Here is a 26,401-nt window from a genome sequence, read left to right as displayed (position 1 = left end):
CATGCAAAAATCATCAAAAAAGAAGGGAACGATCATGAAATTGAGCAGGACGTCTTTTGCGCTTATGGCCACCCTCCTTGCGGGGACGGCTTTGCCGACCTCTGCCAACGCAACCGTGACCGTGCTCGGCTGGCCTGGCGGCTCCGAGGAAACCGCACTGCGGGCAACCGTGGAAACCTACAACACGCAGGCCAGTGATGCCGACAAGGTGGAGTTGCTGTTCTTCAACCGCGAAGGCTTTTACGACAAGCTGCAGGCCGACATGGCGGCCGGATCCAGTGCCTTCGACGTGAACCTCGTCGCCACCTACTCGCTCGGTCGCTACGCGCCCTATATGGAGCCGATCGATCTTGGCGCGGACGCGGCCAAGGTTTTCGGCGAATCCGTTCTCAAGACGATGCAGTTCGACGGCAAGCAATACGGCGTGCCGACAGACCTTTCGTTGCACTTCATGTACTACCGCAAGGATCTCATCGACGCCTTGATCAGGGATGACGCCGCCAGGAAGACCTATGGTGAAATCGCCCAGAAGTATCTCGGCAAGCCGCTGCAGCCGAAAGACCCGGACAGCTGGACCTGGGACGACTGGGGGGCCACCGCCCTCTATTTCACCAAGCGGGTGAACCCCGACAGCCCGGTGCGCTACGGCACGGTCCTGCAGATGAAGAACCTGCTGTTCAACATGATGGTCTTCCAGTCGCTGCCGCGCTCCTACGGCGGCGACTGGATGGACAAGGACGGCAATGTCACGGTGGATTCCGATGCCTACAGGACAGGCCTCGAGCTCTACAAGAAGCTCTATGATGCCGGGTCGTCGCCCAAGGATTCGCTGAGCTACGAATATGCGGAAACCAACGCGGCCTTCGCATCCGGCCAGGCCGCGACAGCGCTCCAGTGGAACGCCGCGGCGGCGGATCTGACCAGCACCGAAAAATCCCCGGCCGTCGCCGAGGTGACCGGGATCATCGCGCCGCCGGCAGGTCCCGACGGACGCGCCGATCATATCCACGGCCTTGGTTTGGGCCTCAACAAGAACGCCAAGAACAAGGAAGGCGCCGTCAAGTTCCTGAAGTGGCTCGCCACCGAGGATGCGGCCTTGCTCTATGCGCGCAGCGGCGGTTCGCCGGCATTGTCTCCCGATGTCGTCGGCAAGGTTGCGAAGGAACGTCCCGACCTCGTCAAGCTCGGCGAATTCGCCAGCAAGTACGGCTATGTCATGACCGGAGCGACGTCCGCGAGTGCGCTCCCGGTTTATGAGCTGCAGGCAAAGGAGTTCACCGGCTACTGGTCCGGCCAGCAGAGCCTCGAGGATGCGCTCGCCCACACCAAGGCGGGCATGCAGGACCTTCTGAAGAAATAAATTATTGGCCGGACGCCGGGCCGAGGCCCGGTATCCGGCGCGTTTGGCGGATCGACATGGCCCTTGTGACACGTGCCGAAGGCAGGAAGTATCTGACGCCGCTGGTCGGCTTCCTGCTTCTGTTTCTCGGCTTTCCGGCGATCGTCAATCTGATCTATTCCGTTTCGACCGTCACATTCGAGACGTTGCGCAGTCCGGTGTTGAGCGGTTTCGGTAACTATGTCGCGGTGTTGAACGACCGCGAATTCTGGAGCTCGGCCTGGTTCTCTCTGCGCTTCGGTATTCTTACCGCATCGGCGGAATGTCTGATCGGCCTTTTCCTTGCCATCTTCCTGGCGCCGCTTCTGAGCAAGCGTCCAGTCCTGATGGCGCCGTTGATGCTGCCGCTGATGGTCGCGCCGGCCATGGTCGGTCTCATGTACCGGCTGGTGCTGCATGAATTCGCGGGCCCCGTCCCCTACTATCTCTTCGAATGGTTCGGCGACAGCCCGGCCTTCCTCGACATCGACAATGCCTTCCGCACCCTTGTCGTCGTGGAGACGCTGCAATGGACGCCTTTCGCCTTCCTGCTCTTCTACATGGCCTATTCGGCCATACCGCTCGACGTGCGCGAAGCCTCCTCGCTCGATGGCGCATCACCGTTTGAGATCGTCCGCTGGATCGACCTGCCGTTGATGAAGCCGACGCTGGTCATCGCGTTTTTCATCCGTTTCATCGACGGTTTCAGGGTGTTCGACAATGTCTACGCACTGACCGGCAGTGGCGCTGGCGGTTCAACGACGTCCTTGTCGATCTACATCTATCAGGCTTTCTTCAAGGAAGGGGCTATCGGCAAGGCGGTCGCCGCCTCGGTTGTGCTGTTCCTGGCTTCGTTCATCGTTCTCCACGGCCTTAACCGGCTTGCCGGCCGCAGGAAGCTTTGACGATGGTCAGGGCACTGCGCTGGATCGTTTTTGCCATCGCCGTGCTGGCGATGAATTTCCCCATTATCGTGACGCTGATCACATCGCTCAAAAGCCAGCGCGAGCTTTCGACGAACCCCGGTTTGTGGATCAGCCAGCCGACGCTCGACAACTATCTGGAGGTCCTGACGCAGACCAGCCGCTTCAACATCTATGCCTATCTGCTGAACAGCACCGTGGCGGCGCTGATTGGAACCGGCCTTGCGATCGCGCTCGCGTTCCCGGCTGCCTATGCGATCGCGCGTAGCGAGGCGGGAAAGCGCTTGGTCCTGCCGATCGTCATCAACCTTCGCGCCGTGCCGCTGATCATCTTCGCGATCCCGCTTTACATGATGTACCAGTGGCTGGGCCTGCTCGATACGCGGATCGGGCTCGGGCTCATCCTGACCATCGTCAACGCGCCGCTTGCGCTCGTCATCCTGGTGAACGCGATTTCAGATGTACCGGTCGAACTCGACGAGGCGGCGAAAGTCGATGGCGCAAGTTCCTTGCAGGTGATGATGATGATCGTCCGGCCCGTCATCCGACCGGCGCTCGTCACAACCTTCATTTTCGGCTTCATCACTGCCTGGAACGAGTTCCTCTTCGGCCTCATGCTGACAACCAGCCGTGCCGTCCCGATGACGGTCGGCGCATCGTTTTTTTTCGCCGCAAGCGGCGGCGGCGTAAAATGGGGAACCGCTTCCGCGGTCATGATGCTGGGCGCCTTGCCGCCGGCCTTGCTGGGTCTTGTGATGTATCGGCAGATATCAGGATCCATGACCGCTGGAGCGGTCAAAGGCTAAGGCAAGACGAGTTCGTCGTTCTGACTAGTTGGACAACCCTATCCGACAGGGCGAGCGCACTTGTCAGGCCAGGTGACTCGATTCCGAAAAGACTGATCAGCCGTCCGGACGAATCTGCCAGAATGTCGAAATCGCCGAACTGCAACCCGTTCGTTTTAGGCCGCAGCCCGCAATAGCTCGGCTCCAGTTCCCCGTCCCTCAGCCCCGGCCAATAGCGTCGGATGGCCGCGTAAAATGGCGTGGCCCGAGTTGGGTCGACCGCGTAGCCGACCTCATCGACGGGCTCGACGTCCGGCCCGAAACGAACCGATCCGCCCATATCCAGCGTCAGGTGAACTCCGAGGCCGCCTGGTTCCGGAACCGGATAAACAAGATGGTTGAAGGACGGGCGGCGTCCAAGCGCAAAATAATTGCCTTTGACGTAGGTGACATCTGGGATTTTGCCGCCATGCCCGCCCGCGAGGCTTCGGGCAACGAGATGGGCTGACAATCCGGCCGCATTGATGACCAGATTTGCGGCGATCCTATAGCCTTCCATATCGCCGCCAAACTGGAGCTCGCAGCCCGTTTCGTCGACGCTCCCGCCGAGAACCGGCGCGCGAAACGCAAAGGTGGCACCGGCATTCTCGGCATCGCCCTGTAGCCCCAGCATCAGCGCGCGGCTGTCGACGATCCCCGTGCTTGGGGACAAAAGCGCGCCGGCAACGTCCAGTTCAGGCTCAAGGCGTTCCACATCCGAGCGGCTGAGCATCTCCAGGTCCGCAACACCATTGTCCGCAGCCTTGGTCCGGATCCCCTCCAGAATCGGCAATTCCGCGTCGCTGGCGGCGACGATCAGCTTGCCGATGCGTTTGTGCGGAATCCCGCGCGCTTCGCAATAGCGGTAAAGCGCGTTCTTTCCTTCGACGCATAGCTGCGCTTTCAGGCTGCCCTTCGGATAGTAGATGCCGGCATGGATGACCTCGCTGTTGCGGCTCGACGTGCCCAGCCCGGGGCTGTCCTCGGCCTCCACGACAAGAACTTCGCGTCCATCGAGCGCCAGCTGCCGCGCAATCGCCAGGCCGACGACGCCGGCGCCGATGACGATGCAATCGACTTTCTCGTCGGGGACCTCCATCGTCAGTCGCCAGACCCTAGGGAACAATGCAGGACGTGCAAGCAGGCCTCACCAGAATTGCGGACCCACCGAAGGCGCCGCCAGCATGAGATGTCACCACAAGCATGACATGTCACTCCACCGCCGAGCAAATAGAACGAGATGTCCAGACCGATGCCGTTCATCGGCTGCTGGGTTCAATTCAAACTTGCGTTGTGTGGCGCACGCAGCGCAATTTGTTTGCGTCCCGTTGCATTGATGCCAACCGCGATCTCGGCGGCCCTGCCAAGGTCGTGCTTCAGAACCCAGACGCGCGGCGAAAGTTCATCGTCTTTCTGCAAGGGCAACTCGGCATCTCCGCGCAGGAGGCGGATACGATGCTGGAGCACTGCGCCAACTCCTTCGTCGGCATCTTCACGACCTTCGACCGTCGGTTTCGCCAGCGGTTCGCGAAGGCCGACATCGAAAGGCTGCTGCGCGAGATCAACGGCGAGGCGGATGAGCGGGACGATCAAGCCGCTTGAATTCGATGGCGCGTGCCCGCCGCAGCCCAGCTGCAAAAGGTAGCGGTTCAATGTTTGATTCACTGAACCGCTCCAACTTATTGTTTTTGCGCGGCTACTGAAGGAAGGCCGCTGTACGCCTTTCCTGGAGTTGCGCTACAGAAATTATCCCCGGCCCAGGATCATCTCCGCTGCCCGCTGCCCGATCATCATGCTGGGGGCATTGGTGTTGCCGCCGATCAGCTTCGGCATCACGGACGCATCCGCGACCCGCAAGCCACCGATGCCGCGCACCTTGAGCGTTGCCGGGTCGACGACGGCCATCGCGTCGGTCCCCATCTTGCACGTCCCCACCGGATGATAGACGGTGAGCGCTTCGGCACGCAAATAGGCGAGGATCTCGTCATCGCTGCGAACATCCTTGCCCGGCAGCATCTCCGTCCCCCTGATCGGGTCGAACTCGGATGCGGCAAAGATTTGACGCGCGATCTTGATGCCTTCGACCAACACCCTGGCATCCTCGTCGTTCGAGAAGAAGCGATGATCGATCAGCACATCCCGCTTCGATGCCTGGCCTGACAGTTTGAGTTCGCCGACGCTTTTGGGCCTGAGCACGCAGGTGTGGATTGCGTAGCCATGGCCGTACTCCACCAGCTTGCCGCGATGGCTGCGATAGCCGGGCACGAAGTGGAACTGGATGTCGGGAATGCCGTTCGCATATTTCGTCCGGGCAAAGCCGCCGGCTTCGACATAGTTGGTGGTGAGCATGCCCTTGCGGCCGGCAAAGTACCGGAAAGGCGCAGCCAGCACGCGGGGCAAGTTGGGCAGCGACAGGCCGAGCGTCTTCGTGCTCGAGGAGCGGACCGTGATCATGCCGTCGATATGGTCCTGAAGGTTCTTGCCCACGCCCGGCAGATCGACAACCGGCTTTATGCCGATCGCCTGCAACTCGGCGGCTGCGCCGATGCCAGACGCCAGCAGGATCTTCGGTGAATTGATGGCCCCGGCCGAAAGCACGATTTCGCGGCGGGCCGACAGCGTCTTCTGCTCGCCCTTGTGCCGCACCCGTACCCCTGTCGCGCGCCCCTGGGCTATATCGAGGTCGATCACTTCGCATTCGCTGAGGATTGTGAGATTCTTGCGATCGAGCACCGGGCGCATGAAGGCGGTGAAACTGCTGAAGCGCTGGCCGCGATCCTGGGTGACATTGTAGATGCCGAGGCCGAACTGGCTTTCGGCATTGAAGTCGCTGTTGGCCGGAAGACCGGCATTGTTGCCGGCCTTGACGAACATCGACGACAGCACATTCGGATCGCGCGGCTTGTCGACCAGCAGTTCCCCGCCTGTACCGTGGTAGTGCGGGTCTTGGCCAAGCAGGTTGCGCTCGAGCTTCTTGAAGACGGGAAGCACGTCGCTGAATGCCCAGCCTGTGCAGCCGAGTCGCGACCACTCGTCATAGTCCTGCGCGGCGCCCCTGATGTAGACCATCGAGTTGATCGAACTGGAGCCGCCCAATGCCTTGCCGCGATTGACCGGAATCCTGCGGCCCTTGAGGTTGGGCTGAGGCACGCCGACATAGCAGTAGTCATAGTTCGGATTGCCGTAGAGCGAGAGGATGCCGGCAGGCACCTTGACCCGCAGGCCGCTGTCGCTGCCGCCGGCTTCGATCAGGCACACTTTGTGGGACGGGTTGGCGCTCAGGCGATTGGCAAGGACGCAACCGGCCGAGCCTGCGCCGATGACGATGTAGTCGTAGTCAAGATTTTCGGTCTGCATGGCCAGCCCCTTTGAGAATGGAGATGCCGGGGCGGCGCGCGCCCCGGCTGAGCGGCTCATTGCAGAAGCTGCGTCCAGACCTTGGTGACGAGTTCCTGCGCCGCCGGCGAGCAGGCCTGGCCCATCTTGACGGGAACGGTCGGGAACAGCTCCGGAGCGTTCTCCTTGTTGTAGAGCGCCTTGCTCTCGTCGATCTTCACCGGCGAAGAGTGGCCGTAATAATTGTACTGCGCCGTCGCGTTGTCGATCTGGGTCATGAAATCGATGAACTTCTTGGCGTTCTCGATATTGGCCGCGCCCTTCGGCACGACATAGGAATCCAGCCAGCCGACCAGACCTTCTTTCGGCATCGCGTATTCGACATTGGCCTTGTCGTTGCGGCGAAGCCTCATGGTGTTGCCGTCCCACCAGAAATGGGCGGCAACCTCGCCGCTGCCGATGCGGTTTTCGATGTTGTCGCTGGAATAGGCCGCCACGAATGGCTTCTGCGCCAGCAAGAGGTCGAGCACGCGCTTCATCTGCTGCGGGTCTTCGCTGCAATATTTGATGCCGAGATAGTTTTCCGCTGCCGGAATGACTTCGTCGGGCTGCGCCAGGCTGGCGATCTTGCCGCGCAGCTCCGCCGGTGGCTCGAAATAGGTCTTCCAGCTGTCGACCGGGCCTTTGTAGAGGTCGCGGTTGACGGTGTAGCCGGCATTGCCGAAGGCGAGCGGGATCGAATGATTGCCTGTCGCATCCCACCACGGTTTCTGCCAGTCCGGCAGGACTTGGCTGTAGGCCGCCATCGAGCTGGCGCCGAAATCCTCGAGCAGCCCACTATCGATCATGATCTTCACGAAGTGCTGCGAAGGCGTGACGATGTCGTAGCCCGACGAGCCGGCCTGCAGCTTGGTCAGCAGGTCCTCGTTGGATGAGAAGGCGTCGACCGTGACCTTTATGCCGGTTTCCTTCTCGAATTTCGTGACCATCTCGGGCGAGATGGAATCCGCCCATGCGTAGATGGCCAGGCTGCCCTCGGCGAGAGCGGGCACGCTAAAGGCGAGGCTCATGGCACCGGCCATGGCGAGCGCTGCAATTTTAGTCGTCATGTCATTCCCCTGTTTGTTGTTCTCCCAAGGGCGACGATAACAAACCGTCGGGTTCGATAAATTCGATTTGCCCGACGCCTTGATTAGGAAAAACTACGCCGCTGCTACTGCCGTCGCTGAAGCAGGAAGGCCACGGTCGCCAGCACCACCGAAACAATCATGATCAAGGTCGAGATTGCGTTGAGCTGCGGCGACACGCCCTGCTTGATCAGCGAGAAAATGTAGACCGGCAGCGTGGTGGCGCCGCCGGAATTCAACAGGTTGCTGGTGATGAAATCATCCATCGAGATGACGAAGGCGAGCATGGCGCCGGCGAACACACCGGGCAGGATGAGCGGCAGCGTGACGCGACGAAAGGCGACCCAGCCGGTGGCATAGAGATCGCGGGCCGCTTCCTCCAGATCGAGGTCCATCCCTTGTAGGCGGGCGCGTATCGGCAGGAAGGCGAACGGGATGCAGAAAGTGGTGTGGGCGATCATCAGCTTCACCATTCCGTTGGCGAGCCCGATCTCGGAGAAGAGGATCAGGACGGCGACAGCAACGACGATTTCGGGCAGGAGCAGCGGCAGGTTCACCACCGCTTCGGAGATCCGGCGGAACCGGACAGCGCGACCGCGCACCAGTACCAATGCCGCCATCAACGCGACAAGCGTCGAGGCGACTGTAGCGACCGCGGCAACGAGCAGGGAGGTCTTCACCGCCGTCATCAGGTTCGCGTTGGACAAAGCGGTGGCGTACCAGTGCAATGAGAAGCCGCCCCAATTGGAGACGATCCGGTTCGCATTGAAAGAGTAGAACACCACGACGGCGATGGGCAAATAGAGATAGGCGAAGAAGATCGCGCTGAAGAGACCGAAGCCCGGATAGCGCCTGACATCATCGTCCGCGTTCATGCCGCACGCTCCAGGCCTTCGGTGCGCATCGAGCGCAGACCCTGGAAAATCAGGAAGACCATGACCGCGGCCATCAGCACGATGGCGATGGCGGCGCCGAGCGGCCAGTTGCGGGCGCCACCGAACTGCAGCTGGATAAGATTGCCCATCATCATGGTCTTGCCGCCGCCGAGCAGGGTCGGCTCCAGGACCGCGCCGAGGCTTGGAACGAACACCAGGATCGCGCCGGCGATCATGCCGGGCCGGGTGAGGGGTAGGATAACGCGGCGCAATGTGGTGAGGCGGTTGCCATAGAGATCATGCGACGCCTCGATGAGCGCAGGGTCGAGCTTTTCGATCGAGGCGAAGATCGGCAGGATCATCAGCGGAATGTAGCTGTAGACGAGACCGAGCAGCATGGCGGTGTTGCCGAACAGCAGCGAGTCCATGTTGTCGACGAGGCCGAGACCGCGAAGGGTCTTTTCGACGACACCATCCTTGCCAAGGATGATGATCCAGGAATAGACGCGCACGATCATTGAAACCCAGAATGGCAGCGTGACGAGATAGATCAGCAGCACTTTGATCGCCGGCCGCTGCAGCGCGATGAAATAGGCGACCGGGAAGCTCAGAAGCAGGCAGATCGATGTTGTCACGGCCGACAGGACCAGCGTCCTGGCAACGACGATGAGATATTGCGGATTGAACTCCAGCTCGCCGGTCCAGCCTTCGTTGAACAGCAGCTGCTTGTAGGGCGCGGTGGTGAACACATATTCGAACCCGCCGTAAGGTCCGCGCGTCGAGAACGACACCACGATGATGATACCGATCGGGATGATCAGCGTCAGCAGCATGATGAGATGGGCCGGCAGCAGGCCGAGGACATTCCAGTCAGGAGTTTTTGTGGGTGCCTTCATGCGCCGAGGATCCGCACGGATTCGGCGGCAAAGCCAACTTTTACCGATTGCCCGATTTCGAACATCTGGCCGCGGCTGACGCTGTTGCGCTTGGAGATGCGCAGCTTGGTGCCGCCCGCTTCAATCAGATAGTATGTGTAGCCGCCGAGATAGTTGGTGCTCATGATCGTGCCGTCGATAGCGATCGGGTTGTCCTGAGCGGGCAGGCTGATTTTCTCCGGACGTATCGAGATGAAGGCCTTCTGCCCGGCGACCGCTTTCTTGTGAGAGGCCGTCAAGGTCATGCCGAGCTGCGTTTTCACGGTTGCCTGCTCGCCGTCCACGGCAATCACGTCAGCATCGAGGAAGTTGGTCTCGCCGATGAAATCGGCGACGAAGCGGTTCGACGGCTCCTCGTAGATCGCCGCGGGTGTGCCAAGCTGCTGGATCTCGCCATCGCCGAGAACGCAGATGCGATCCGACATGTCGAGCGCTTCTTCCTGGTCGTGGGTGACGAAGACGAAGGTGATGCCGGTCTTGCGCTGCAGGATGCGCAGTTCGTCGCGCATGGCCTGGCGCAGCTTCAGGTCGAGTGCCGAGAGCGGTTCGTCGAGCAGCAGCACTTCCGGTTCCGGCGCCAGAGCGCGGGCGAGCGCGACGCGCTGGCGCTGGCCGCCCGACAATTGCTGCGGCTTGCGCCCGGCAAAGGCCTCCATATGGACGAGACGAAGCATATCGGCGACGCGCGTATCGCGGCGGTCCTTTGACCAGCCGAGGTTTTCGAGCCCGAAGCCGATGTTCTGTTCGACGCTCATATGCGGAAACAGGGCGTAGCTCTGGAAGACGGTGTTGACCCGCCGCTTATGAGGGGGAAGTCCCTGTATGTCCGAGCCGTGCAGGAAAATCTGCCCCGCCGTCGGCCGCTCGAAACCGGCGATCATGCGCAGCAGGGTGGTCTTGCCGCAGCCGCTCGGGCCGAGCAGCGTGAAGAACTCGTTGTCGTAGATGTCGAAGGAAACAGGCTTCAGCGCCTGATAGGTGCCAAACACCTTGGAGACGCCCTTGATCTCGACGGCCTTTCGAGGTGCGCCGTGGCCGGCCTCGTCATTCATGGTCAGGCGCTCCGGTCAGGACTTTTTGCGAGCTCGGCGATGAAGGTGATCGACGCCGCGCCACTGAGAACGGGCGCGGCGTCGATCAGATAGTTACATCTTCTCCCATTTGCCGCTGCGGACGACGAACATGTCGATGTCGATGGCCATGTTGGTCTGTCCGTTGGCATCGAACGAGACGTCTCCCAGAATGCCGTCTTGGTGGATGTCACGAATGGCCTTGCTCAGCGCCTCCTTGTCGTCGAAGCCTTTTTCCTTGATGACCTGAAGCAGGATCTGCGTCGCCTCGTAGGCATATTTCGCATAGGAGCCGGCAGGATCGGGATAAGCCTTGGTTTCATAGGCCTTGTTGAATTCCTCGAGCTTGGGGTTCGACTGGACGGCCGGAGTTCCGGCGATAGTGCCCTCGGCGGCAGCTCCCGCGATCTCGATGAATTTAGGGTCGTAGATGCCTGAAATTCCGTACATCGGCAGATTGCCCATGCCGAGGTCGGCCATCTGGCTGCGCACCAGCGCTGCTTCGGTGACGACGCCGCCGAAATAGACCGCGTCGGGCGACGCTGCCTTCGCGGTAGTCAGCATGGCGCGGAAATCGGTCGTGCCGACAGCCGCGGCATCCGAAGAAACGACCTCGCCGCCGGCCGCTTTGAAGAAATCGCCGAACCATTTGGTGTTGGCCGCACCGTAGTCGGTGGTGTCGGAGATGATGGCGATCTTCTTGATCTTGCCTTGCTTGGCGATGGCTTCGGCCAGCGGCTTGTTCTCGTTGACCAGCGTCGGCGTCACGCGGGTCACGTTCGGGAAGTTCTGTTCGGTGATCTTCGGGCTGACCGCGCCCCAGACGATGAACGGCATCTGCGAGCGGTTGAAGACCGGGATCGTCGCCAGCGCGACCGAGCTGTTCCAATGCCCCGTTGCCGCGACCACTGCGGGATCGTTGACCAGCTTCTGCGCCGCCGAAACGCCGACGGCCGGATCGGAGGCGTCATCGAGCACGACGCCTTCCACCTGGTGCGGGTAGCCGCTGGCATTGGCCTGCTCGATGGCGAGCAGGAAGCCGTTGCGGGCGCCGAGGCCCTGCTGGGCGTTGCCGCCGGAGAGCGGCCCGATGAAGCCGAGCTTGATCTGGTCGGCCTGCGCCTGGGCGGCGCCCAGGGCGATGGCAAACAGAGAGCCGGCCAGAATTGACGATACGCGGATAAGCGCACTGCGCCTGTTTTGCATGGTTCCACCTCAAACAGAATTATCTGCCGCCGTCGTAGCGACCCGGCCGATCGTGATCGTCGGCTGATCATCAGTGTACGGGCGCGTATTCAGTGACGAAATTCGGAAATTGTGACTCGTGAGTTCGGAGATTCGTTCTGTCCGCCCGGGATGGCGGTTGATACCTGTCGGCTTCAATCGAGAGACGGACCGCATGGCGGAACTGCTTGTCCAGCAACTGGTGAACTGGATAACCCTTGGCTGCATCTATGCCTTGCTGGCGATCGGATTCAGCCTGATCTTCGGTGTCTTGAACGTCATTCATTTCTCGCATGGCGATGTCGCGATGACGGCGCCGTTCATCACGCTGGCGCTTGCCCAGGCGCTGGCGACCGCTCTTGGCGCCTCGGGGCCCGCCTGGCTGGTGCTTGCGGTTCCGGTCGCCGTGCTCGCCGTCGGTTTAATCGGCGTCCTGCTCGACAAGGTGGTCATCAGGCGCTTCCGCGATGCGCCCGCCATGATGGCGCTGGTGGCGACGGTGGCGCTCGGCATCGTCATCCGCGAGCTGATCCGCCATCTCTATCCGCAGGGATCGAACCCGCATGCCTTCCCGCGCCTGGTGTCGGGCATGGCTTTCGAAATCTCCGGCGTTGCCATCAGTTGGTTCGCGCTGCTGGTGGTGGTGCTGACCGTCGCGCTGGTTGCCATGCTGTTTGTCTTCCTGCGCATGACCCCGCTCGGACTGCGCATCCGGGCGGCCTCGGAGGACCGGGTCGTAGCGCGCATGATGGGCATCCGCGATGCACGCGTCTTCCGTGCGACATTCTTCATTGCCTCGGCTATCGGCGCCATCGCCGGACTTCTGTTCGCAAGCTATGCCGGCGTGACACGGTTCGACTTCGGCGTCATGGCCGGCCTGCTCGGCTTTTCCGCCGCGGTGATCGGCGGCCTCGGCTCGATGCCGGGCGCCATATTGGGCGGACTGATCATTGCCGGCATCGAAGTGCTGGCGCAGACATTCGTGCCGGACGGCGCTTCCTACCGGCTGGTCTTCGTCTTCCTGCTGGTCATCGCCGTGCTCATCTTCCGCCCCGCCGGCCTGCTTGGGCGCACCGTCATGGAGAAAGTCTAGCATGCAGGGTCGTGCTTCACCCGACGTGCCGGGCATAGCCGCGGCCACGGTCTTCGCCATCGCCTCGCAAATCATCGGGGCAGCGTTCCTGTACCTCATCCTCAGAGTCGACGGCGGCTGGCAGGTAGTCGGCCTGCTGGCCTTGCTCGGCCTCGGTTTCTATCTGCTGGAGAGGCTGCCGTGGATCGCCGACTATGCGTTGGCGAGCTTTGCCCGGGTTCCGCTCGTGGCGATGATCACTGCGGCGGTCATCGTCCTGGCCTTTCCGTTCTTCGTCGGTTCGAACACCTATATCCTTCATCTGCTGATCGTCGCCGAGCTCTATGCCGTGCTGGCGCTGGCGCTCAATTTCCAGCTCGGCAGCGCCAACATCCCGAACTTCGCCACCGGCGCTTCCTACGGCATCGGCGCCTACGTGTCGGCGCTGCTGGCGATCAATTTCGGCGTCAGCTTCTGGCTGACGCTGCCGGTCGCGGCGCTGGCCGCGACCTTGTTCGGTTTCATCATCGGCATCCCGTCGATGCGCACGCGCGACACTTATCTGGCGCTTGTCACCATCGCCTTCGGTGTCGTGGTCCAGCAATTGCTAAACAATTTCAGTTGGACCGGCGGACCGAACGGACTGGTCGGCATTCCGGCGCCCAGCCTGTTCGGCCATTCCTTTGCCGATCCGCTGGTGATCTTCGGCTGGAAGCTGCCGAGCCAGGCGAACTTCTATTATCTGTCGGCTGCATTGGTCGTCGTCGCCATCGTCACCGCGCACCGGCTGCACGGCTCGCGCATCGGGTTGGCCTGGAACGCGCTGCGCGCCGACGAGATCGCCGCCAAGGCGCAAGGCATCAACGTGGCGTGGTTCAAGGTGCTGGCCTTCGCGGTCGATGCCTTTCTCGCCGCTTTTGCCGGCACGATCTACGCCTTCTACGTGTCCTACATTTCTCCCGACAATTTCACCTTCCTGGTCTCCGTCACCATCATGACCATGGTCATCGTCGGCGGCATGGACAATATTTTCGGTGTCATCGTCGGTGCGTTCCTGCTGACCATCCTGCCGGAGAAATTGCGCGCGTTCGCCGACTACCGCCTGCTGTTCTTCGGCGTCGTCATCATCGGCTTCCTGATGATCCGGCCGCAAGGTCTGTTCCCGCAACGCATGCGGCGCTACGGAGGCGAGCCGTGAGCGCGCTTCTCAAGGTCGAGAATTTGACGATGCGCTTCGGCGGTCTGGTCGCGCTCAATGATGTCAGCCTGTCGATCGACAAGGGCGCGGTGCTCGCCGTCATCGGCCCGAACGGCGCCGGCAAGTCGACGCTGTTCAATGTCGTGACCGGCGTCTACCGGCCGACCTCCGGTCGCGTGACCTTCGACGGCGCCGAGATCACCGGCCGCCCGTCCTACGAAGTTGTCGACCGCGGCATCGCCCGCACATTCCAGTCGTCGCGACTGTTCTCCGACCTCAGCGTCCTCGACAATGTGATCATCGGCATGCACACCCGCACCAGGACCGGCGTGCTGACCGCGCTGTTTAGGCCTGGCGCATCGCGCCGCGAGATGGCGGCCTGCGTGGAAAAGGCCGAAACCCTGCTCAAGCTCGGCTCCGGCGACCTGTTCGAACAACGCTACCGGCCAGCGGGCACGCTGGCCCAAGCCGACAGGCGGCGGCTGGAAATTGCCCGCGCGCTCGCATCGCAGCCCAAGCTCTTGCTGCTCGACGAACCTTCGGTCGGCATGGACGACACGGAAACCGACGCACTGGTGGCCGACATCACGCGGCTGCGCGTACAAAACCCTGCTCTGTCGGTGGTCCTGATCGAGCACGACATGCGGGTGGTCGAAGCGTTCCCGCAGCATGTCACTTGCATCGACTATGGCAGCAAGATCGCCGAGGGCGACTTCGCGGCGGTGCGCGCCGACCCGCGCGTCCAGGAAGCCTATCTCGGGAAGGCGGTCGCCCATGCTTGAACTCAGGGATGTCGATACTTCCTATGGCGCGGTGCCGATGCTGCGCGGCGTGGCGATGAGCGTGCGCCCCGGCGAACTGGTCTGCCTGCTGGGGCCGAACGGCGCCGGCAAGACGACAACCTTCATGACAGTCTGCGGCGTCGTGCGAGCGCAGCGTGGCAAGGTCGAGGTGATGGGCAGGGACATGGCGACGCTCGGCACGGAAAACCTCGCGTCGCTCGGCGTCGGGCTCGTTCCCGAAGGGCGCCGGCTGTTCCCCGGCCTGACCGTGATGGAGAATTTGCGCCTGGGCTATGATGCGGTGTCGGGCAGGGGACCCAATTTCGGGGTGCAACTGGACAAGATGTGCAAGCTGTTTCCGCGCATCCATGAGCGTTTGCGCCAAGTCGCCGGCACGCTGTCCGGCGGCGAACAGGCGATGGTGGCGCTGGCGCGCGCCCTGATCGGCGAACCCAGACTGGTGATCATGGACGAGCCGTCGCTCGGTCTCGCGCCGAAACTCATCGGCGAGTATTTCGAGATCACAAGGGAGATCCATCGCCAAGGCACGACCATCCTGTTGATCGAACAGAATGCCGAAATGGGGCTGGGCATCGCCGATCGCGGCTATGTGCTGGTCAAGGGTAAGGTCGCCCAGGAGGGACCGGCAAAGGAGTTGCTCTCGTCCAAAGCGGCCAGAAGCCTTTATCTCTGAGCCGTCCGTTTCTTTGACTCAACAGTGATGATCCACGCCCCGCGCTCCACATCTTCGGCCATGCTTCCCGGCATTTAGGGACAAGCTAACCACTGCCACATGAAATCATAATTTTCGCTGCCCGGTGCCTCCAGTAAACCAACGATCAGATCTCCGCCGCATCCGCAGACACTCCCGGGGAGAGCCAGAAAGGGCCGCTGAAATGCCAGTCGAAACGGTAGACACGCTTGTTGTTGGCGGCGGCCAGGCGGGGCTGGCCATGAGCGAGCATCTGAGCAAGTGCGGGGTGCCGCATCTCGTGCTCGAGCGGAGCCGCATCGCCGAACGCTGGCGTACCGAAAGATGGGACTCGCTGGTTGCCAATGGTCCCGCCTGGCATGATCGTTTTCCCGGCATGGAATTTCCGGATGCCGGTCCCGACGCCTTTGTCGGCAAGGAGAAGGTCGCGGATTATTTTGTCGCTTACGCCGACATGATTGCTGCCCCCATCCGCTGCGGCGTGGAGGTCAGGAAAGTACAAAGACTCGTCGGCCGTCCCGGCTTCCGGGTCGAAACCTCGGATGGCGTGATCGAGGCCAGGAGCGTGGTTGCCGCTACCGGGGCTTTCCAGCATCCGGTCATTCCGGCGGTTGTCCCCGGGGATGCCGGAGCGATGCAGATACATTCCAGCGCCTATCGCAATCCGGATCAGATGCCCGAAGGGGCGGTTCTGGTGGTCGGCTCAGGATCTTCAGGAGTGCAGATCGCCGACGAACTCCATCGCGCGGGAAGGCGCGTCTATCTCTCTGTCGGTCCCCATGATCGGCCTCCGCGGGCCTATCGCGAGCGTGACTTCTGCTGGTGGCTGGGGGTTCTGGGCAAGTGGGACGCCCAGGCGCCGGCGCCCGGCACGGAACATGTCACCATCGCGGTCAGCGGCGCGCGCGGCGGCCAGACGGTCGACTTCCGGCGTCTTGCCGCGCAAGGGATGACGCTGGTTGGCCGGACGGAATCCTACAAGGAAGGGGTCATGACCTTCGCTCCGGATTTGGCTAAAAATATCGCGCGCGGTGATGCGAACTACATGTCGGTGCTGGACGAGGCCGACGCCTATGTCGCCCGCAACGGCCTCGACCTTCCCGAGGAGCCCGCGGCCCGCGAGATCGGACCGGACCCGCAATGCATGACCGATCCCACGCTCGAGCTGAACCTGGCGGAAGCCGGGATAGGTTCGATCATCTGGGCAACGGGATTCACCGTCGACTACAACTGGCTGAAGGTCGATGTGTTCGACGAAAAGGGCAAGCCCAGGCACCAGCGCGGCGTGTCGACCGAGCCCGGTATCTATTTCCTCGGACTGCCGTGGCAATCGCGCAGGGGGTCGAGCTTCATCTGGGGCGTCTGGCACGACGCCCAGCATGTGGCCGACCATATCTCCACGCAGCGCAAGTATCTCGCCTACCATGCGTCCGCGAAGCGCGAGACCAAGGTGGCATAGAACGGCAACTGAGCCGGATGTCCTCGAGCCTGATCTGACGGAGACCAAGATGGCGCATACAAGAATTCGCAAGTTCAACACCAAGGACACCTATCCCGAGCAGAAGCTCGACAATGATCTGTGCCAGGCGGTCGTTACGCGGGGCGGCAGGACCGTCTATCTGCGCGGCCAATGCCCGCAGGATCTCGACACGGCCAAGAATATCGAAAGCCACGATCCGGTCGAGCAGACGCACAAGGTCATGCAGAACATCCGCCAGCTGATCGAGGAGTGCGGCGGCACCATGGAGCACCTGGTCAAGGTGGTGGTCTACATCACCGATCTGCGCCATCGCGAGGCCGTCTACCGCACCATGGGCGAGTACATCAAAGGCGTGCATCCGGTTTCGACCGGCCTTGTCGTACAGGCCTTGGCGCGGCCGGACTGGCTGGTCGAGATCGACGGCACCGCAGTTATCCCGGACTGACGGCGATGACCTTTTCCATTGTCGCGCGGTGCAGCCACACCGGCATGTTCGGAGTCGCAGTATCCTCCTCGTCGCCTGCTGTCGCCGCGCGCTGCGCCTATGCGCAGGCAGGCGTCGGCGCCATTGCCAGCCAGAACGTCACCGATCCAATGCTGGGGCTGCGAGGCCTCGAATTGCTGGCGCGCGGCGCTTCGGCCGCCGAGGCGATTGCCATATTGAAGCGCACCGGCGCCTATCCCGAATACCGGCAGGTGCTGGCTGTCGATGTCGCCGGGACGACCGCGATCCATTCGGGTCCCAAGGCGCTTGGCATCTGGGCGGAGGCGCGTGCGGACAATGTCGCCTGCGGCGGCAACATGCTGGCCCATGACGGCGTTCCGCAAGCCATGGTCGAGGCCTTCCTGGCGTCGGAAGGGCATTTGGGCGGCCGCCTCATCGCGACCATGCGCGCCGCGCTGAAAGCCGGCGGCGAGGCTGGTCCTGTCCATTCCGCCGGCATGAAGCTGGTGCGCGAGGTTGCGTGGCCGGTCGCCGACTTGCGCTGCGACTGGACCGACGATTGCCCGATCGAGCAGCTGGCGACACTGTGGGAACTCTACAAGCCGCAGCTCGATGCCTATGTGACCCGCGCGATAAACCCATCCGATGCGCCGAGCTACGGCGTGCCGGGCGACGAATAGTCAAGACAGGGGCCACCTGCGATGAGCGAGCTCAGCCACAAGGACTGGATCGGCAAGGCGTCCGCGATCCGTTTTCGCGACAAGGCGTTCATCGACGGCAAGACGGTCGCGGCGCGTTCGGGCCGGACCTTCGCCAGCGTCAATCCGGCGACCGGCGAGGTGCTGGCCGAAGTGGCGTCCTGCGGCGAGGAAGACATCGATCTGGCGGTTGCCGCAGCGCGGCGCAGCTTCAACACCGGCGTCTGGTCGCGGACCAGCTCGGCGCACCGTAAGGAGGTTCTGCTGCGGCTGGCGCAGTTGCTGCGCGACAACCTGCATGAGCTGGCCCTGCTGGAATCGCTCGACATGGGCAAACTGGTCAGGGATGCGGCCGCGGTCGACGTCCCCGGCTCGGCAGCGATCTTTCAATGGTATGGCGAGGCCATCGACAAGATCTATGGCGAAGTGGCGCCGACCGGCGAAGGTGATCTGGTGCTGGTGCGGCGCGAACCGCTTGGCGTGGTCGGCGCGGTGGTGCCTTGGAATTTCCCGCTCGATATGGCGACGTGGAAATGCGCGCCGGCACTGGCGGCAGGCAATTCGGTGGTGCTCAAACCCGCCGAGCAGTCGCCTTTGTCGGCCCTGCTTCTGGCGGAACTGGCAATGGAAGCGGGCCTGCCTGCAGGCGTGCTCAATGTCGTGCCCGGCCTTGGCGAAACCGCCGGCCAGGCGCTTGGCCGCCATATGGATGTGGATTGCCTCGCCTTCACCGGTTCGACCGCCGTGGGCAAGATGTTCCTGCAGTATTCCGGCCAGTCGAACATGAAGCAGGTCTGGCTGGAGACCGGTGGCAAGAGCCCGAACCTCATTTTTGCCGATTGCGGCGATCTCGACGCGGCAGCCGACATGGCGGCCTTCGGCATCTTCTTCAACCAGGGCGAGGTCTGTTCCGCCAATTCACGCCTGCTCGTCCAGCGCGGCATCAAGGATGCTCTGGTGGAGAAACTGGCGCAACGTGCGGCGGTCACGCAGCCCGGCGATCCGCTCGATCCGGCTTCGAAAATGGGCGCGATGGTCGATAGTCGCCACGCCGCCAACGTCATGCGCTTCGTCGAGGCCGGCAAGAAAACCGCGCGCCTGGTCGCGGGCGGCGACCTGGTCACGGTCAACGGGCGCGGCAGCTTTGTCCAGCCGACCATCTTCGACGATGTCGCGCCTGCCGATCCGATTGCCCGCGACGAGATCTTCGGGCCGGTGCTTTCGGTCATCGCCTTCGACGACGAGGCCGACGCGATCCGCATCGCCAATGACAGCCCTTATGGGCTGGCCGCATCGCTGTGGACCGACAGCCTGTCGCGCGCGCATCGTATCGCGGGCCGGCTGCATGCCGGCACGGTTTCCGTCAACACGGTCGACGCGCTGAGCCCGATGACGCCGTTCGGCGGTTTCAAGCAATCCGGCTTCGGCCGCGACCTGTCGCTGCATGCGCTCGACAAATACACCGCGCTCAAAACGACATGGATCAAGTACTGATGGGCGCCTAAAGCGCATCGCGATTGAACGGATTCACGCGATGCGCTTTAGGCCTTTGCTCTATGCATGTCGTTTGCGCAAAACCGGGGCCACTTTTGCGCGACATGCATTAGGCTTGATCGAAGCCCTCAAACCGGCAACATAGCCAGCCATGCCGCTACGCTTCACGCTCAGACAGCTGGAATATTTCGTCGCCGTGGGCGAAGCCGGCTCCATCGCCAAGGCGGCCGAACAGGTCAATGTCTCGCCGCCGTCGATTTCGGCTTCCATCGCCCAACTGGAAACCGAGTTCGGCGTCCAGCTTTTTGTCCGCAAGCATTCGCACGGTCTCTCGCTCACGGCCGGCGGCCGCGTCTTCCTCAAGGAAGCCGCCCGGCTGCTCAACGATGCCGACGCCTTGCACGACGTCGCCGGCGACTTTGCCGAAAAGGTGCGTGGTCCGCTGGCGGTAGGATGCCTGCTGACGTTTGCGCAGATCGTGCTGCCGGCGCTGCGCATGCGGTTCGAGCGCGCCTATCCCGATGTGCGCGTGCGCCAGTTCGAGCGCAATCAGGGGCAATTGCTCGAGATGCTGCAGCGCGGTGAAATCGATCTTGCACTGACCTACGATCTCGAACTGTCGCAGGACATGACCTTCGAGCCGCTGATGCTGGTGCCGGCCTATGTCATGCTGCCGGCGGGGCATCGCTTCGCGGCAAAGGCGTCGATCACGACGGAGGAATTGGCCGATGAGCCGATGGTGCTGCTCGACCTGCCGTTCAGCCGCGAATATTTCCTTTCTGCATTCCACCAGCGCGGGATCCGCCCCAACATTGCCGAGCGCACCGGCGACATCGCCGTCATGCGTTCCATGGTGGCCAACGGCTTCGGCTACGGCATCGCCAATATGCGGCCGCTCAACACGCTGGCGCCGGACGGCAAGCCGCTGGTCTTCGTGCCGTTGGACGGCGATCTGCGGCCGCTGACCATGGGCGTCGCCTTGCCCAGTTCCGAACACCGCACGCAAACCGTCCAGGCGTTCATCGACCACTGCCGGCATTTCGTCGTCGAGCAAGGCGTGTTCGGCGCCGAGCGGGCTGTCGGCCAGGCAGCACTTCCACAGAAGTAGCCCCGGTTAAGCCAACTTCTGGTCGGCAAGCCGCTGCAGCAATTTTTCCAGCATGCCGTCGCAGCGGCGCATCTGCTCGACGCTGACGAACTCATCCGACTTGTGTCCCTGCGCCATCGATCCCGGTCCGCACACGACCGTCGGCGTGCCGAGATCGCGGCTGAACAGGCCGCCCTCCGTGCCGTAGGCAACCTTGATGGTGTTGTTGGCGCCGGTCAGCGATTTGATGAAAGCGACGGCTTGCGAACTGGCCGGCGTGTCCAGGCCGGGATAGGTGTTGGTGATGTCTATGTCGATCGCCTCCTCGGGGGCGGTGGCCGAGGCTTCGGATGCAATATGAGCAGCCTCCTTGCGCAGACGGTCGAGAATCTCGTGCGGATCGTCGGCCGCGACATTGCGGATCTCGAAGTCGACCTGGCAGAGGTTCGGCACGATGTTCAGCGCCACGCCGGCGTTGATCTTGCCGACATGGACGGTCGTGTAGGCAATGTCGTAGTCGCCGTCGCGGGCGCCATCGCGCACCAGCCGATCCTGCTCGCGGCGCAAGGCGGCGACGAAGTCGCAGCCGAGATGGATGGCATTGAGCGCCAACGGGGCCAGCGCCGAATGGCCTTCGCGGCCTTTGCAGAGCGCGCGTGCGGCAAGCTTGCCCTTGTGGCCCGTCGCCACCTGCATATCGGTGGGCTCGCCGACGATGCACAGCAAGGGCCGCTGCGGGGCTGCTTGCAGCATGTCGATCAGGCTGCGCACACCAATGCAGCCGATCTCCTCGTCGTAGGAGAGTGCCAAATGCAGCGGCGTGCGCAGCGTCATTTTCGAGGCTTTAAGGCACGCCGCGAGCGCGCAGGCCACAAAACCCTTCATGTCGGCTGTGCCACGTCCGTAAAGCTTGCCGTCTCGGCTCGTCATCTCGAAGGGCGGCAGCGTCCAGGCTTGGCCGTCGACGGGGACGACGTCGGTGTGACCGGACAGCATGATGCCGGAAGCGTCGGCCGGTCCGATGGTGGCAAAGAGGTTGGCCTTGTGGCCGTCCTCGCTGTGGATGATCTGGCTGGCAATGCCATGCGCGTCCAGCAGCTCCGCCACGTAGCCGACGAGGGCGAGGTTCGAATCGCGGCTCACCGTCGGGAATGCGATGAGCTTTTCAAGGATACGGATGCTGTCCATGCGTCTTGTGTCTCATTGGGCGTGCGCGCTATCTAACATCGCGCGGCGGCGGCCTTGAAGTCGCATTTGGCTCAGCCAGGATTCAGCGGATGCTAATCCAGGCAGTGCTGATCGATTAGGCGCGTCCTAACCGGCACAGAAGAAATCTGTTGTTTCCCGGCGCTTGTCGCAATTTATGAATGGTCTCACGGCATCAACCCACTGGGCTGGCCGGCTTGCACCTTGGCTCGAAACCATGATCGGGCATGTGCAAGGCGACGCTGGCAGGAAGGCACGTTCCATGCGCGATCCGCGCTACGACATTCTGTTCGAGCCCGTGAAGATCGGTCCGGTGACCGCCAAGAACCGCTTCTACCAGGTTCCGCATTGCAATGGCGGCGGCTACCGCGACCCTTCGGCCGCAGCCGAGATGCGCCGCATCAAGTCGGAAGGCGGCTGGGGCGTCATCTTCACCGAGCAGACCGAGATGCACCATACTTCGGAGATCACGCCCTTCATCGAGCTCAGGCTGTGGGACGATGCCGATATCCCGGCACTGGCGAAGATGGCCAAGGCCATGCACCAGCATGGCGCGCTGGCCGGTATCCAGCTGGCCTATTCAGGCATCAACGGTCCCAACCTCTACACCAAGGAAGTGCCGCGCGGGCCGTCGGCCTTGCCGATCCGTACCTTCACCAACGATCCGGTTCAGGCGCGCGCCATGGACAAGCAAGATATACGCGACCTGCGCCGCTGGCACCGCAATGCATTCAAGCGTGCCAGGCTTGCGGGCTTCGACCTGGTCTGCCTCTACGGCGCGCATGGCTTCGGCATCATCCAGCACTTCCTGTCCACCGCCACCAACCAGCGCAGCGACGAATATGGCGGCTCGCTGGAAAACCGCTCGCGGTTGATGCGTGAGTTGATCGAAGAGGGCAGGGATGCCATCGGCGGCACTTGCGGCCTGACGCTGCGGCTGTCGCTGGACGAGATGATCGGCGAGCTTGGCTTCGCCAACTCCGAAGTGCGCGACATGATCGAGATGCACGCCGACCTGCCAGACCTCTGGGACCTGGCACATGGCGCCTGGGAGGATTGTTCGGGGCCGTCGCGGTTCAAGGAGGAGGGCGCGCAGGAGAGCCTGGTGTCCGGCATCAAGAAACTGACCTCGAAGCCGGTCGTCGGCGTCGGTCGCTTCACCTCGCCGGATGTGATGGTGAAGATGATCAAGTCCGGCACGCTGGATTTCATCGGCTGCGCGCGGCCATCGATCGCCGATCCCTTCCTGCCGAAGAAGGTGGAGGAGGGGCGAATCGAGGACATTCGCGAATGCATCGGCTGCAACATCTGCATCACCGGCGACATGACCATGTCGATCTCGCGCTGCACGCAGAACCCGACCTTCATGGAGGAATGGCGCAAGGGCTGGCATCCCGAACGCATGCAGGCCAAGGGCGATAGCGACAGCGTGCTGATCGTCGGCGCCGGCCCGGCCGGGCTGGAGGCGGCGCGTGCGCTCGGCCTGCGCGGCTATCAGGTGGCCATCGCCGAAGCCGGCACCGAGCTCGGCGGCCGCGTGGCGCGCGAATGCCGCTTGCCCGGTCTCTCGGCATGGGGACGCGTGCGCGACTACCGCCAGTACCAGATCAGCCAGATGTCCAATGTCGATGTCTATTTCGAAAGCCGATTGTCGGCGCAGGAGATACTGGACTTCGGCTTTCAGAACATTGCGCTTGCCACCGGCTCGACATGGCGCCGTGACGGCGTGGCGCGCGCGCATGTCGTGCCGATGCCGGCGGACCCGGCCATGCCGGTCTATACGCCGGACGATCTGATGGGCGGCAATGTGCCGACCGGCACTGTCGTGCTGTTCGATGACGATCACTATTACATGGGCGGCGTTTTGGCCGAGCTGATGGCGCGCCAGGGCGCGAAGGTGACGCTGGTGACGCCGTCCGCCTATGTGTCCGACTGGACCCGCAACACGCTGGAGCAGGGCGCCATCCACCGCCGGCTGGCCGAACTCGGCGTCGAGATCGTGTTGAACCGGATCGTGACGCGCATCGTACCGGGCGGTGTTGCCACGGCCTGCGCCTATACGGGCAGCCAATTTGACATCGCCGTGGACGCAGTAGTGCTGGTGACATCGCGCCAGCAGGACGATAGCGTCTGGCACGAGCTGAAGGCGCGGCGCGACGAGTGGGCCGACAGCGGCATCCGCTCGATCAAAATCATCGGCGATGCCGAGGCGCCGGGTCCGATCGCCTGGGCAACCTACGCCGGCCACCGCTTCGCGCGCGAGCTGGACGAAGCCGATATCGGCGACGCACTGCCCTTCCGCCGCGAGGTCACGGCGCTGGCGGCGGATTAGGCGCCTGCGGCGCGGTTAGCGAATCTCGGGTTGTTCAACCATACCGCATTGCACAATTCCTTCGCTTGGTCACAATGCAGGCATGGTTCGAACCGCACTCGCCGTCCTGGTGATCGACGAAAACCGCATCCGCGCCGCGATCATCGAGGCGGGGTTGCGCGAGGCCGGCCATGAGCGGGTCACCGTCATCCATGATGTGACCGGCATTGCGCGGCGGATCGCCGAGATCGAGCCCGATGTCATCGTCATCGATCTCGAAAACCCGAATCGCGACATGCTGGAAAACATGTTCCAGCTTTCGCGTGCCGTAAAACGGCCGATCGCCATGTTCGTCGACCGCTCGGACCAGGCCTCGATCGAGGCGGCGGTCGATGCCGGCGTTTCGGCCTATGTCGTCGACGGTCTGCGGCAAGAGCGCGTCAAACCCATTCTCGACATGGCGGTCAGCCGCTTCAACGCTTTTTCGCGCATGGCGCGCGAACTGGAAGAGGTTCGCGGCGAGCTCGAGAGCCGTAAGGTGATCGATCGTGCCAAGGGCATATTGATGAAGTCGCGCGGCCTCTCCGAAGAGGCCGCCTACACGCTGCTGCGCAAGACGGCGATGAACCAGAACCGCAAGATCGGCGACATCGCCCAGAGCCTGGTGACTGCCGCCGGGTTGCTGGGACCGGCGGAGGACGAATGAGCATGGACGCCGCGCACCAGATCACCGCTGGCTTCATGCCGCTTTTCGACAGCGCCGTGCTGGTCGCGGCCGGTGAGCTTGGCTTTGCCGCACGAGAAGGCATCGACCTCACCCTGCACCGCGAGACGTCCTGGGCTAACATCCGCGACCGCATCGCCATCGGTCACTTCCATCTGGCGCATATGCTGGGACCGATGCCGCTCGCCTGCAATCTCGGGCTGACGCCGCTCGCTTCGGAAACCATCGTGCCGTTCTCGCTCGGACTCGGAGGCAATTGCGTCACCGTCTCCAACACTGTGTGGGCCGGAATGGTGGCGCACAGCGCCGAAGCCGATCTCGACCCCGCGCGCGCCGGTGCGGCGCTGCGCGCGCTCATTCGCGAGCGCGCTGCGGCCGGTGGCGACCCGCTGCGCTTCGCCGTGGTGCATCCGCATTCCGGGCACAATTACGAATTGCGCTATTGGCTCGCCGCCTGCGGCATCGATCCGACGCGCGAAATCGAGATCGTCATCGTGCCGCCGCCCTTCATGGCCGATGCACTGGCCGCCGGCCGCATCGACGGCTACTGCGTAGGCGAACCCTGGAACAGTGCTGCGGTTGCCGCCGGCACCGGGCATATCGTCACCGTCAAGGCGCGGATATGGCGTAACAGCCCGGAGAAGGTGATCGGCGTGCGCAAGGCCTGGGCAGACGAAAACCCCGAGGCCTTGGCGGCGCTGCTGCGCGCGCTGCATCACTCGGCACGCTGGTGCCAGGATCCGGCCAACCATGGCGAATTGGCTGCCGTCATGGCGCAGGCCGGCTTTCTCGGCCTGCCGCCGGCCGTGCAGATGCCGATCCTGACCGGCCATCTCCGACTGGGCGGCGGCGCGGAGCGGAGCATCGACGACTTCTTCCTCCCCTTCGACAAGGCGGCGAACTTTCCGTGGAAGAGCCATGCGCTGTGGTTCTACACGCAGATGGTGCGTTGGGGGCATGTGGCGCATACGCCTGAAGACCTCGCCATCGCGCGGGATTGCTATCGTCCCGATCTCTATCGTTCGGCGCTGAAGCCGCTCGGCATCGCACTTCCCGGCGCCAATTCGAAGGTCGAGGGCGCGCTCCAAGTTGCAACCGCGGTCGGCGCGACAGGCGCCGGCCTTGTGCTCGGTCCGGACGGTTTCTTCGACGGCCAGATCTTCGATCCGGACGAGGTCGACGCGTACATTACCGGCCAGAAATCGGCTCGCGCGGAAGCCTGATCATTTCCGCGTCATTCTTGTGCATTGCACAAAAATTGTGCGCGCGATTGCCCGAATGAGCAATCTTTGACCTTCCGGCCATAGGACCCGGCGCGTCCGCGATCGGCGCTGGTTACTGATTTAATTGATCTTTTTCGCCTCTCTCAAAACTGGCACGGTTCCTGCTTTGAAATAGACAGGCCCTTCGCGGGTCACGGAACAGGCGCCCAATGGCGGGCGCCACAGGCAAAGCTGCCGCTCAGGTTAATACGCGCTCCCGGTCACCCGGACGCAAAGA

The 26,401-nt window shown here is 62.8% G+C and carries 24 protein-coding genes; 15 read left to right on the top strand and 9 right to left on the bottom strand.

Features of this window, described 5'->3' with window-relative positions; translation table 11 throughout:
- The first annotated feature begins 64 nt into the window (after positions 1-64).
- From NKH95_RS15860 to NKH95_RS15850, 3 genes are read left to right on the top strand one after another with little or no spacing between them, the layout of a single operon-like run.
- Complete coding sequence (locus NKH95_RS15860) at positions 65-1,360, top strand: ABC transporter substrate-binding protein (protein ID WP_245273091.1); 1,296 nt, start codon at positions 65-67, stop codon at positions 1,358-1,360.
- Between the two features lie 56 nt (positions 1,361-1,416).
- Positions 1,417-2,283, top strand: a complete 867-nt coding sequence (locus NKH95_RS15855) for a carbohydrate ABC transporter permease (RefSeq protein ID WP_023809441.1) — start codon at positions 1,417-1,419, stop codon at positions 2,281-2,283.
- Positions 2,284-2,285: 2 nt separating this feature from the next.
- Entirely contained in the window at positions 2,286-3,107 is an 822-nt protein-coding gene (locus NKH95_RS15850; protein ID WP_023809440.1) for a carbohydrate ABC transporter permease, read from the top strand.
- Here NKH95_RS15850 and NKH95_RS15845 read toward each other — a convergent pair.
- The 8 genes from NKH95_RS15845 to NKH95_RS15810 all read right to left on the bottom strand — a co-directional run bounded on the left by NKH95_RS15845 (position 3,097) and on the right by NKH95_RS15810 (position 11,674).
- Positions 3,097-4,224, bottom strand: coding sequence for an NAD(P)/FAD-dependent oxidoreductase (locus NKH95_RS15845; protein WP_128303908.1), 1,128 nt, complete (start codon positions 4,222-4,224; stop codon positions 3,097-3,099). The genes NKH95_RS15850 and NKH95_RS15845 overlap by 11 nt on opposite strands.
- 176 nt (positions 4,225-4,400) lie before the next feature.
- Positions 4,401-4,790 carry a hypothetical protein gene (locus NKH95_RS15840; protein ID WP_155930552.1) on the bottom strand — a complete coding sequence of 130 codons (390 nt, stop codon included), beginning with the start codon at positions 4,788-4,790 and terminating at the stop codon, positions 4,401-4,403.
- 81 nt (positions 4,791-4,871) lie between these two features.
- A complete protein-coding gene (locus NKH95_RS15835) occupies positions 4,872-6,482 on the bottom strand; it encodes a GMC family oxidoreductase (RefSeq protein WP_352610900.1) in 1,611 nt (536 codons plus the stop codon).
- A gap of 56 nt (positions 6,483-6,538) precedes the next feature.
- Complete coding sequence (locus NKH95_RS15830; protein WP_352610898.1) at positions 6,539-7,570, bottom strand: extracellular solute-binding protein; 1,032 nt, start codon at positions 7,568-7,570, stop codon at positions 6,539-6,541.
- A gap of 104 nt (positions 7,571-7,674) precedes the next feature.
- Positions 7,675-8,463, bottom strand: coding sequence for an ABC transporter permease (locus tag NKH95_RS15825; protein WP_352610896.1), 789 nt, complete (start codon positions 8,461-8,463; stop codon positions 7,675-7,677).
- Positions 8,460-9,359, bottom strand: a complete 900-nt coding sequence (locus NKH95_RS15820; RefSeq protein ID WP_031212568.1) for an ABC transporter permease — start codon at positions 9,357-9,359, stop codon at positions 8,460-8,462. The genes NKH95_RS15825 and NKH95_RS15820 overlap by 4 nt, the downstream gene beginning before the upstream one ends.
- Positions 9,356-10,450 carry an ABC transporter ATP-binding protein gene (locus NKH95_RS15815; protein WP_352610894.1) on the bottom strand — a complete coding sequence of 365 codons (1,095 nt, stop codon included), beginning with the start codon at positions 10,448-10,450 and terminating at the stop codon, positions 9,356-9,358. Before NKH95_RS15815 ends, NKH95_RS15820 begins: the two co-directional genes overlap by 4 nt.
- Before the next feature lie 93 nt (positions 10,451-10,543).
- Positions 10,544-11,674 (bottom strand): branched-chain amino acid ABC transporter substrate-binding protein, encoded by a 1,131-nt coding sequence (locus NKH95_RS15810; RefSeq protein ID WP_352891974.1) that lies wholly within the window; start codon positions 11,672-11,674, stop codon positions 10,544-10,546.
- 193 nt (positions 11,675-11,867) lie between these two features.
- Here NKH95_RS15810 and NKH95_RS15805 point away from each other — a divergent pair, with 193 nt between their 5' ends.
- The 9 genes from NKH95_RS15805 to NKH95_RS15765 all read left to right on the top strand — a co-directional run bounded on the left by NKH95_RS15805 (position 11,868) and on the right by NKH95_RS15765 (position 20,681).
- Complete coding sequence (locus NKH95_RS15805) at positions 11,868-12,785, top strand: branched-chain amino acid ABC transporter permease (RefSeq protein WP_023809431.1); 918 nt, start codon at positions 11,868-11,870, stop codon at positions 12,783-12,785.
- 1 nt (position 12,786) lies between these two features.
- Entirely contained in the window at positions 12,787-13,962 is a 1,176-nt protein-coding gene (locus NKH95_RS15800) for a branched-chain amino acid ABC transporter permease (RefSeq protein ID WP_023809430.1), read from the top strand.
- Positions 13,959-14,744: an ABC transporter ATP-binding protein gene (locus NKH95_RS15795; protein WP_236382713.1), complete on the top strand. Its 786-nt coding sequence runs from the start codon at positions 13,959-13,961 to the stop codon at positions 14,742-14,744. Before NKH95_RS15800 ends, NKH95_RS15795 begins: the two co-directional genes overlap by 4 nt.
- Positions 14,737-15,438, top strand: a complete 702-nt coding sequence (locus NKH95_RS15790; RefSeq protein ID WP_352794384.1) for an ABC transporter ATP-binding protein — start codon at positions 14,737-14,739, stop codon at positions 15,436-15,438. Before NKH95_RS15795 ends, NKH95_RS15790 begins: the two co-directional genes overlap by 8 nt.
- 202 nt (positions 15,439-15,640) lie before the next feature.
- Complete coding sequence (locus NKH95_RS15785; protein ID WP_352794383.1) at positions 15,641-16,915, top strand: flavin-containing monooxygenase; 1,275 nt, start codon at positions 15,641-15,643, stop codon at positions 16,913-16,915.
- Positions 16,916-16,964: 49 nt separating this feature from the next.
- Positions 16,965-17,381, top strand: coding sequence for a RidA family protein (locus NKH95_RS15780; RefSeq protein WP_352794381.1), 417 nt, complete (start codon positions 16,965-16,967; stop codon positions 17,379-17,381).
- A 5-nt stretch (positions 17,382-17,386) separates the two neighbouring features.
- The gene (locus tag NKH95_RS15775; RefSeq protein ID WP_352794379.1) at positions 17,387-18,061 is read left to right on the top strand and encodes a DUF1028 domain-containing protein; all 675 of its coding nucleotides are present in this window, start codon (positions 17,387-17,389) and stop codon (positions 18,059-18,061) included.
- A gap of 21 nt (positions 18,062-18,082) precedes the next feature.
- Positions 18,083-19,573: an aldehyde dehydrogenase gene (locus NKH95_RS15770; protein ID WP_352891970.1), complete on the top strand. Its 1,491-nt coding sequence runs from the start codon at positions 18,083-18,085 to the stop codon at positions 19,571-19,573.
- A gap of 151 nt (positions 19,574-19,724) precedes the next feature.
- On the top strand, positions 19,725-20,681 hold the full coding sequence (locus tag NKH95_RS15765) for a LysR family transcriptional regulator (RefSeq protein WP_023809423.1): 957 nt from the start codon (positions 19,725-19,727) through the stop codon (positions 20,679-20,681).
- 6 nt (positions 20,682-20,687) lie between these two features.
- On the opposite strand, the gene argE is transcribed toward NKH95_RS15765, so the two are convergent.
- A complete protein-coding gene (gene argE, locus NKH95_RS15760) occupies positions 20,688-21,848 on the bottom strand; it encodes an acetylornithine deacetylase (RefSeq protein WP_352891968.1) in 1,161 nt (386 codons plus the stop codon).
- A gap of 280 nt (positions 21,849-22,128) precedes the next feature.
- Between argE and NKH95_RS15755 the strand changes: the two genes are divergently transcribed.
- The 3 genes from NKH95_RS15755 (at position 22,129) to NKH95_RS15745 (ending at position 26,124) form a co-directional block, all read left to right on the top strand.
- A complete protein-coding gene (locus tag NKH95_RS15755; protein WP_023809421.1) occupies positions 22,129-24,198 on the top strand; it encodes an oxidoreductase in 2,070 nt (689 codons plus the stop codon).
- 82 nt (positions 24,199-24,280) lie between these two features.
- Positions 24,281-24,883: an ANTAR domain-containing response regulator gene (locus NKH95_RS15750; protein ID WP_013530455.1), complete on the top strand. Its 603-nt coding sequence runs from the start codon at positions 24,281-24,283 to the stop codon at positions 24,881-24,883.
- Positions 24,884-24,885: 2 nt separating this feature from the next.
- Entirely contained in the window at positions 24,886-26,124 is a 1,239-nt protein-coding gene (locus tag NKH95_RS15745; RefSeq protein ID WP_352721191.1) for a CmpA/NrtA family ABC transporter substrate-binding protein, read from the top strand.
- The last annotated feature ends 277 nt before the right edge of the window (positions 26,125-26,401 follow it).

This window comes from Mesorhizobium sp. M0848 (assembly GCF_040319805.1).
Classification (GTDB): domain Bacteria; phylum Pseudomonadota; class Alphaproteobacteria; order Rhizobiales; family Rhizobiaceae; genus Mesorhizobium.
This window is presented reverse-complemented; position numbering and strand designations above follow the sequence as displayed.

Coding starts and splice junctions, on each gene's coding strand:
- NKH95_RS15780 (WP_352794381.1), top strand. CDS start 16,965: ATGGCGCATACAAGAATTCGCAAGTTCAACACCAAGGACACCTATCCC.
- NKH95_RS15860 (WP_245273091.1), top strand. CDS start 65: ATGGCCACCCTCCTTGCGGGGACGGCTTTGCCGACCTCTGCCAACGCA.
- NKH95_RS15790 (WP_352794384.1), top strand. CDS start 14,737: ATGCTTGAACTCAGGGATGTCGATACTTCCTATGGCGCGGTGCCGATG.
- NKH95_RS15750 (WP_013530455.1), top strand. CDS start 24,281: ATGGTTCGAACCGCACTCGCCGTCCTGGTGATCGACGAAAACCGCATC.
- NKH95_RS15825 (WP_352610896.1), bottom strand. CDS start 8,463: ATGAACGCGGACGATGATGTCAGGCGCTATCCGGGCTTCGGTCTCTTC.
- NKH95_RS15770 (WP_352891970.1), top strand. CDS start 18,083: ATGAGCGAGCTCAGCCACAAGGACTGGATCGGCAAGGCGTCCGCGATC.
- NKH95_RS15785 (WP_352794383.1), top strand. CDS start 15,641: ATGCCAGTCGAAACGGTAGACACGCTTGTTGTTGGCGGCGGCCAGGCG.
- NKH95_RS15765 (WP_023809423.1), top strand. CDS start 19,725: ATGCCGCTACGCTTCACGCTCAGACAGCTGGAATATTTCGTCGCCGTG.
- NKH95_RS15835 (WP_352610900.1), bottom strand. CDS start 6,482: ATGCAGACCGAAAATCTTGACTACGACTACATCGTCATCGGCGCAGGC.
- NKH95_RS15845 (WP_128303908.1), bottom strand. CDS start 4,224: ATGGAGGTCCCCGACGAGAAAGTCGATTGCATCGTCATCGGCGCCGGC.
- argE (WP_352891968.1), bottom strand. CDS start 21,848: ATGGACAGCATCCGTATCCTTGAAAAGCTCATCGCATTCCCGACGGTG.
- NKH95_RS15775 (WP_352794379.1), top strand. CDS start 17,387: ATGACCTTTTCCATTGTCGCGCGGTGCAGCCACACCGGCATGTTCGGA.
- NKH95_RS15810 (WP_352891974.1), bottom strand. CDS start 11,674: ATGCAAAACAGGCGCAGTGCGCTTATCCGCGTATCGTCAATTCTGGCC.
- NKH95_RS15850 (WP_023809440.1), top strand. CDS start 2,286: ATGGTCAGGGCACTGCGCTGGATCGTTTTTGCCATCGCCGTGCTGGCG.
- NKH95_RS15800 (WP_023809430.1), top strand. CDS start 12,787: ATGCAGGGTCGTGCTTCACCCGACGTGCCGGGCATAGCCGCGGCCACG.
- NKH95_RS15820 (WP_031212568.1), bottom strand. CDS start 9,359: ATGAAGGCACCCACAAAAACTCCTGACTGGAATGTCCTCGGCCTGCTG.
- NKH95_RS15855 (WP_023809441.1), top strand. CDS start 1,417: ATGGCCCTTGTGACACGTGCCGAAGGCAGGAAGTATCTGACGCCGCTG.
- NKH95_RS15745 (WP_352721191.1), top strand. CDS start 24,886: ATGGACGCCGCGCACCAGATCACCGCTGGCTTCATGCCGCTTTTCGAC.
- NKH95_RS15830 (WP_352610898.1), bottom strand. CDS start 7,570: ATGACGACTAAAATTGCAGCGCTCGCCATGGCCGGTGCCATGAGCCTC.
- NKH95_RS15805 (WP_023809431.1), top strand. CDS start 11,868: ATGGCGGAACTGCTTGTCCAGCAACTGGTGAACTGGATAACCCTTGGC.
- NKH95_RS15815 (WP_352610894.1), bottom strand. CDS start 10,450: ATGAATGACGAGGCCGGCCACGGCGCACCTCGAAAGGCCGTCGAGATC.
- NKH95_RS15755 (WP_023809421.1), top strand. CDS start 22,129: ATGCGCGATCCGCGCTACGACATTCTGTTCGAGCCCGTGAAGATCGGT.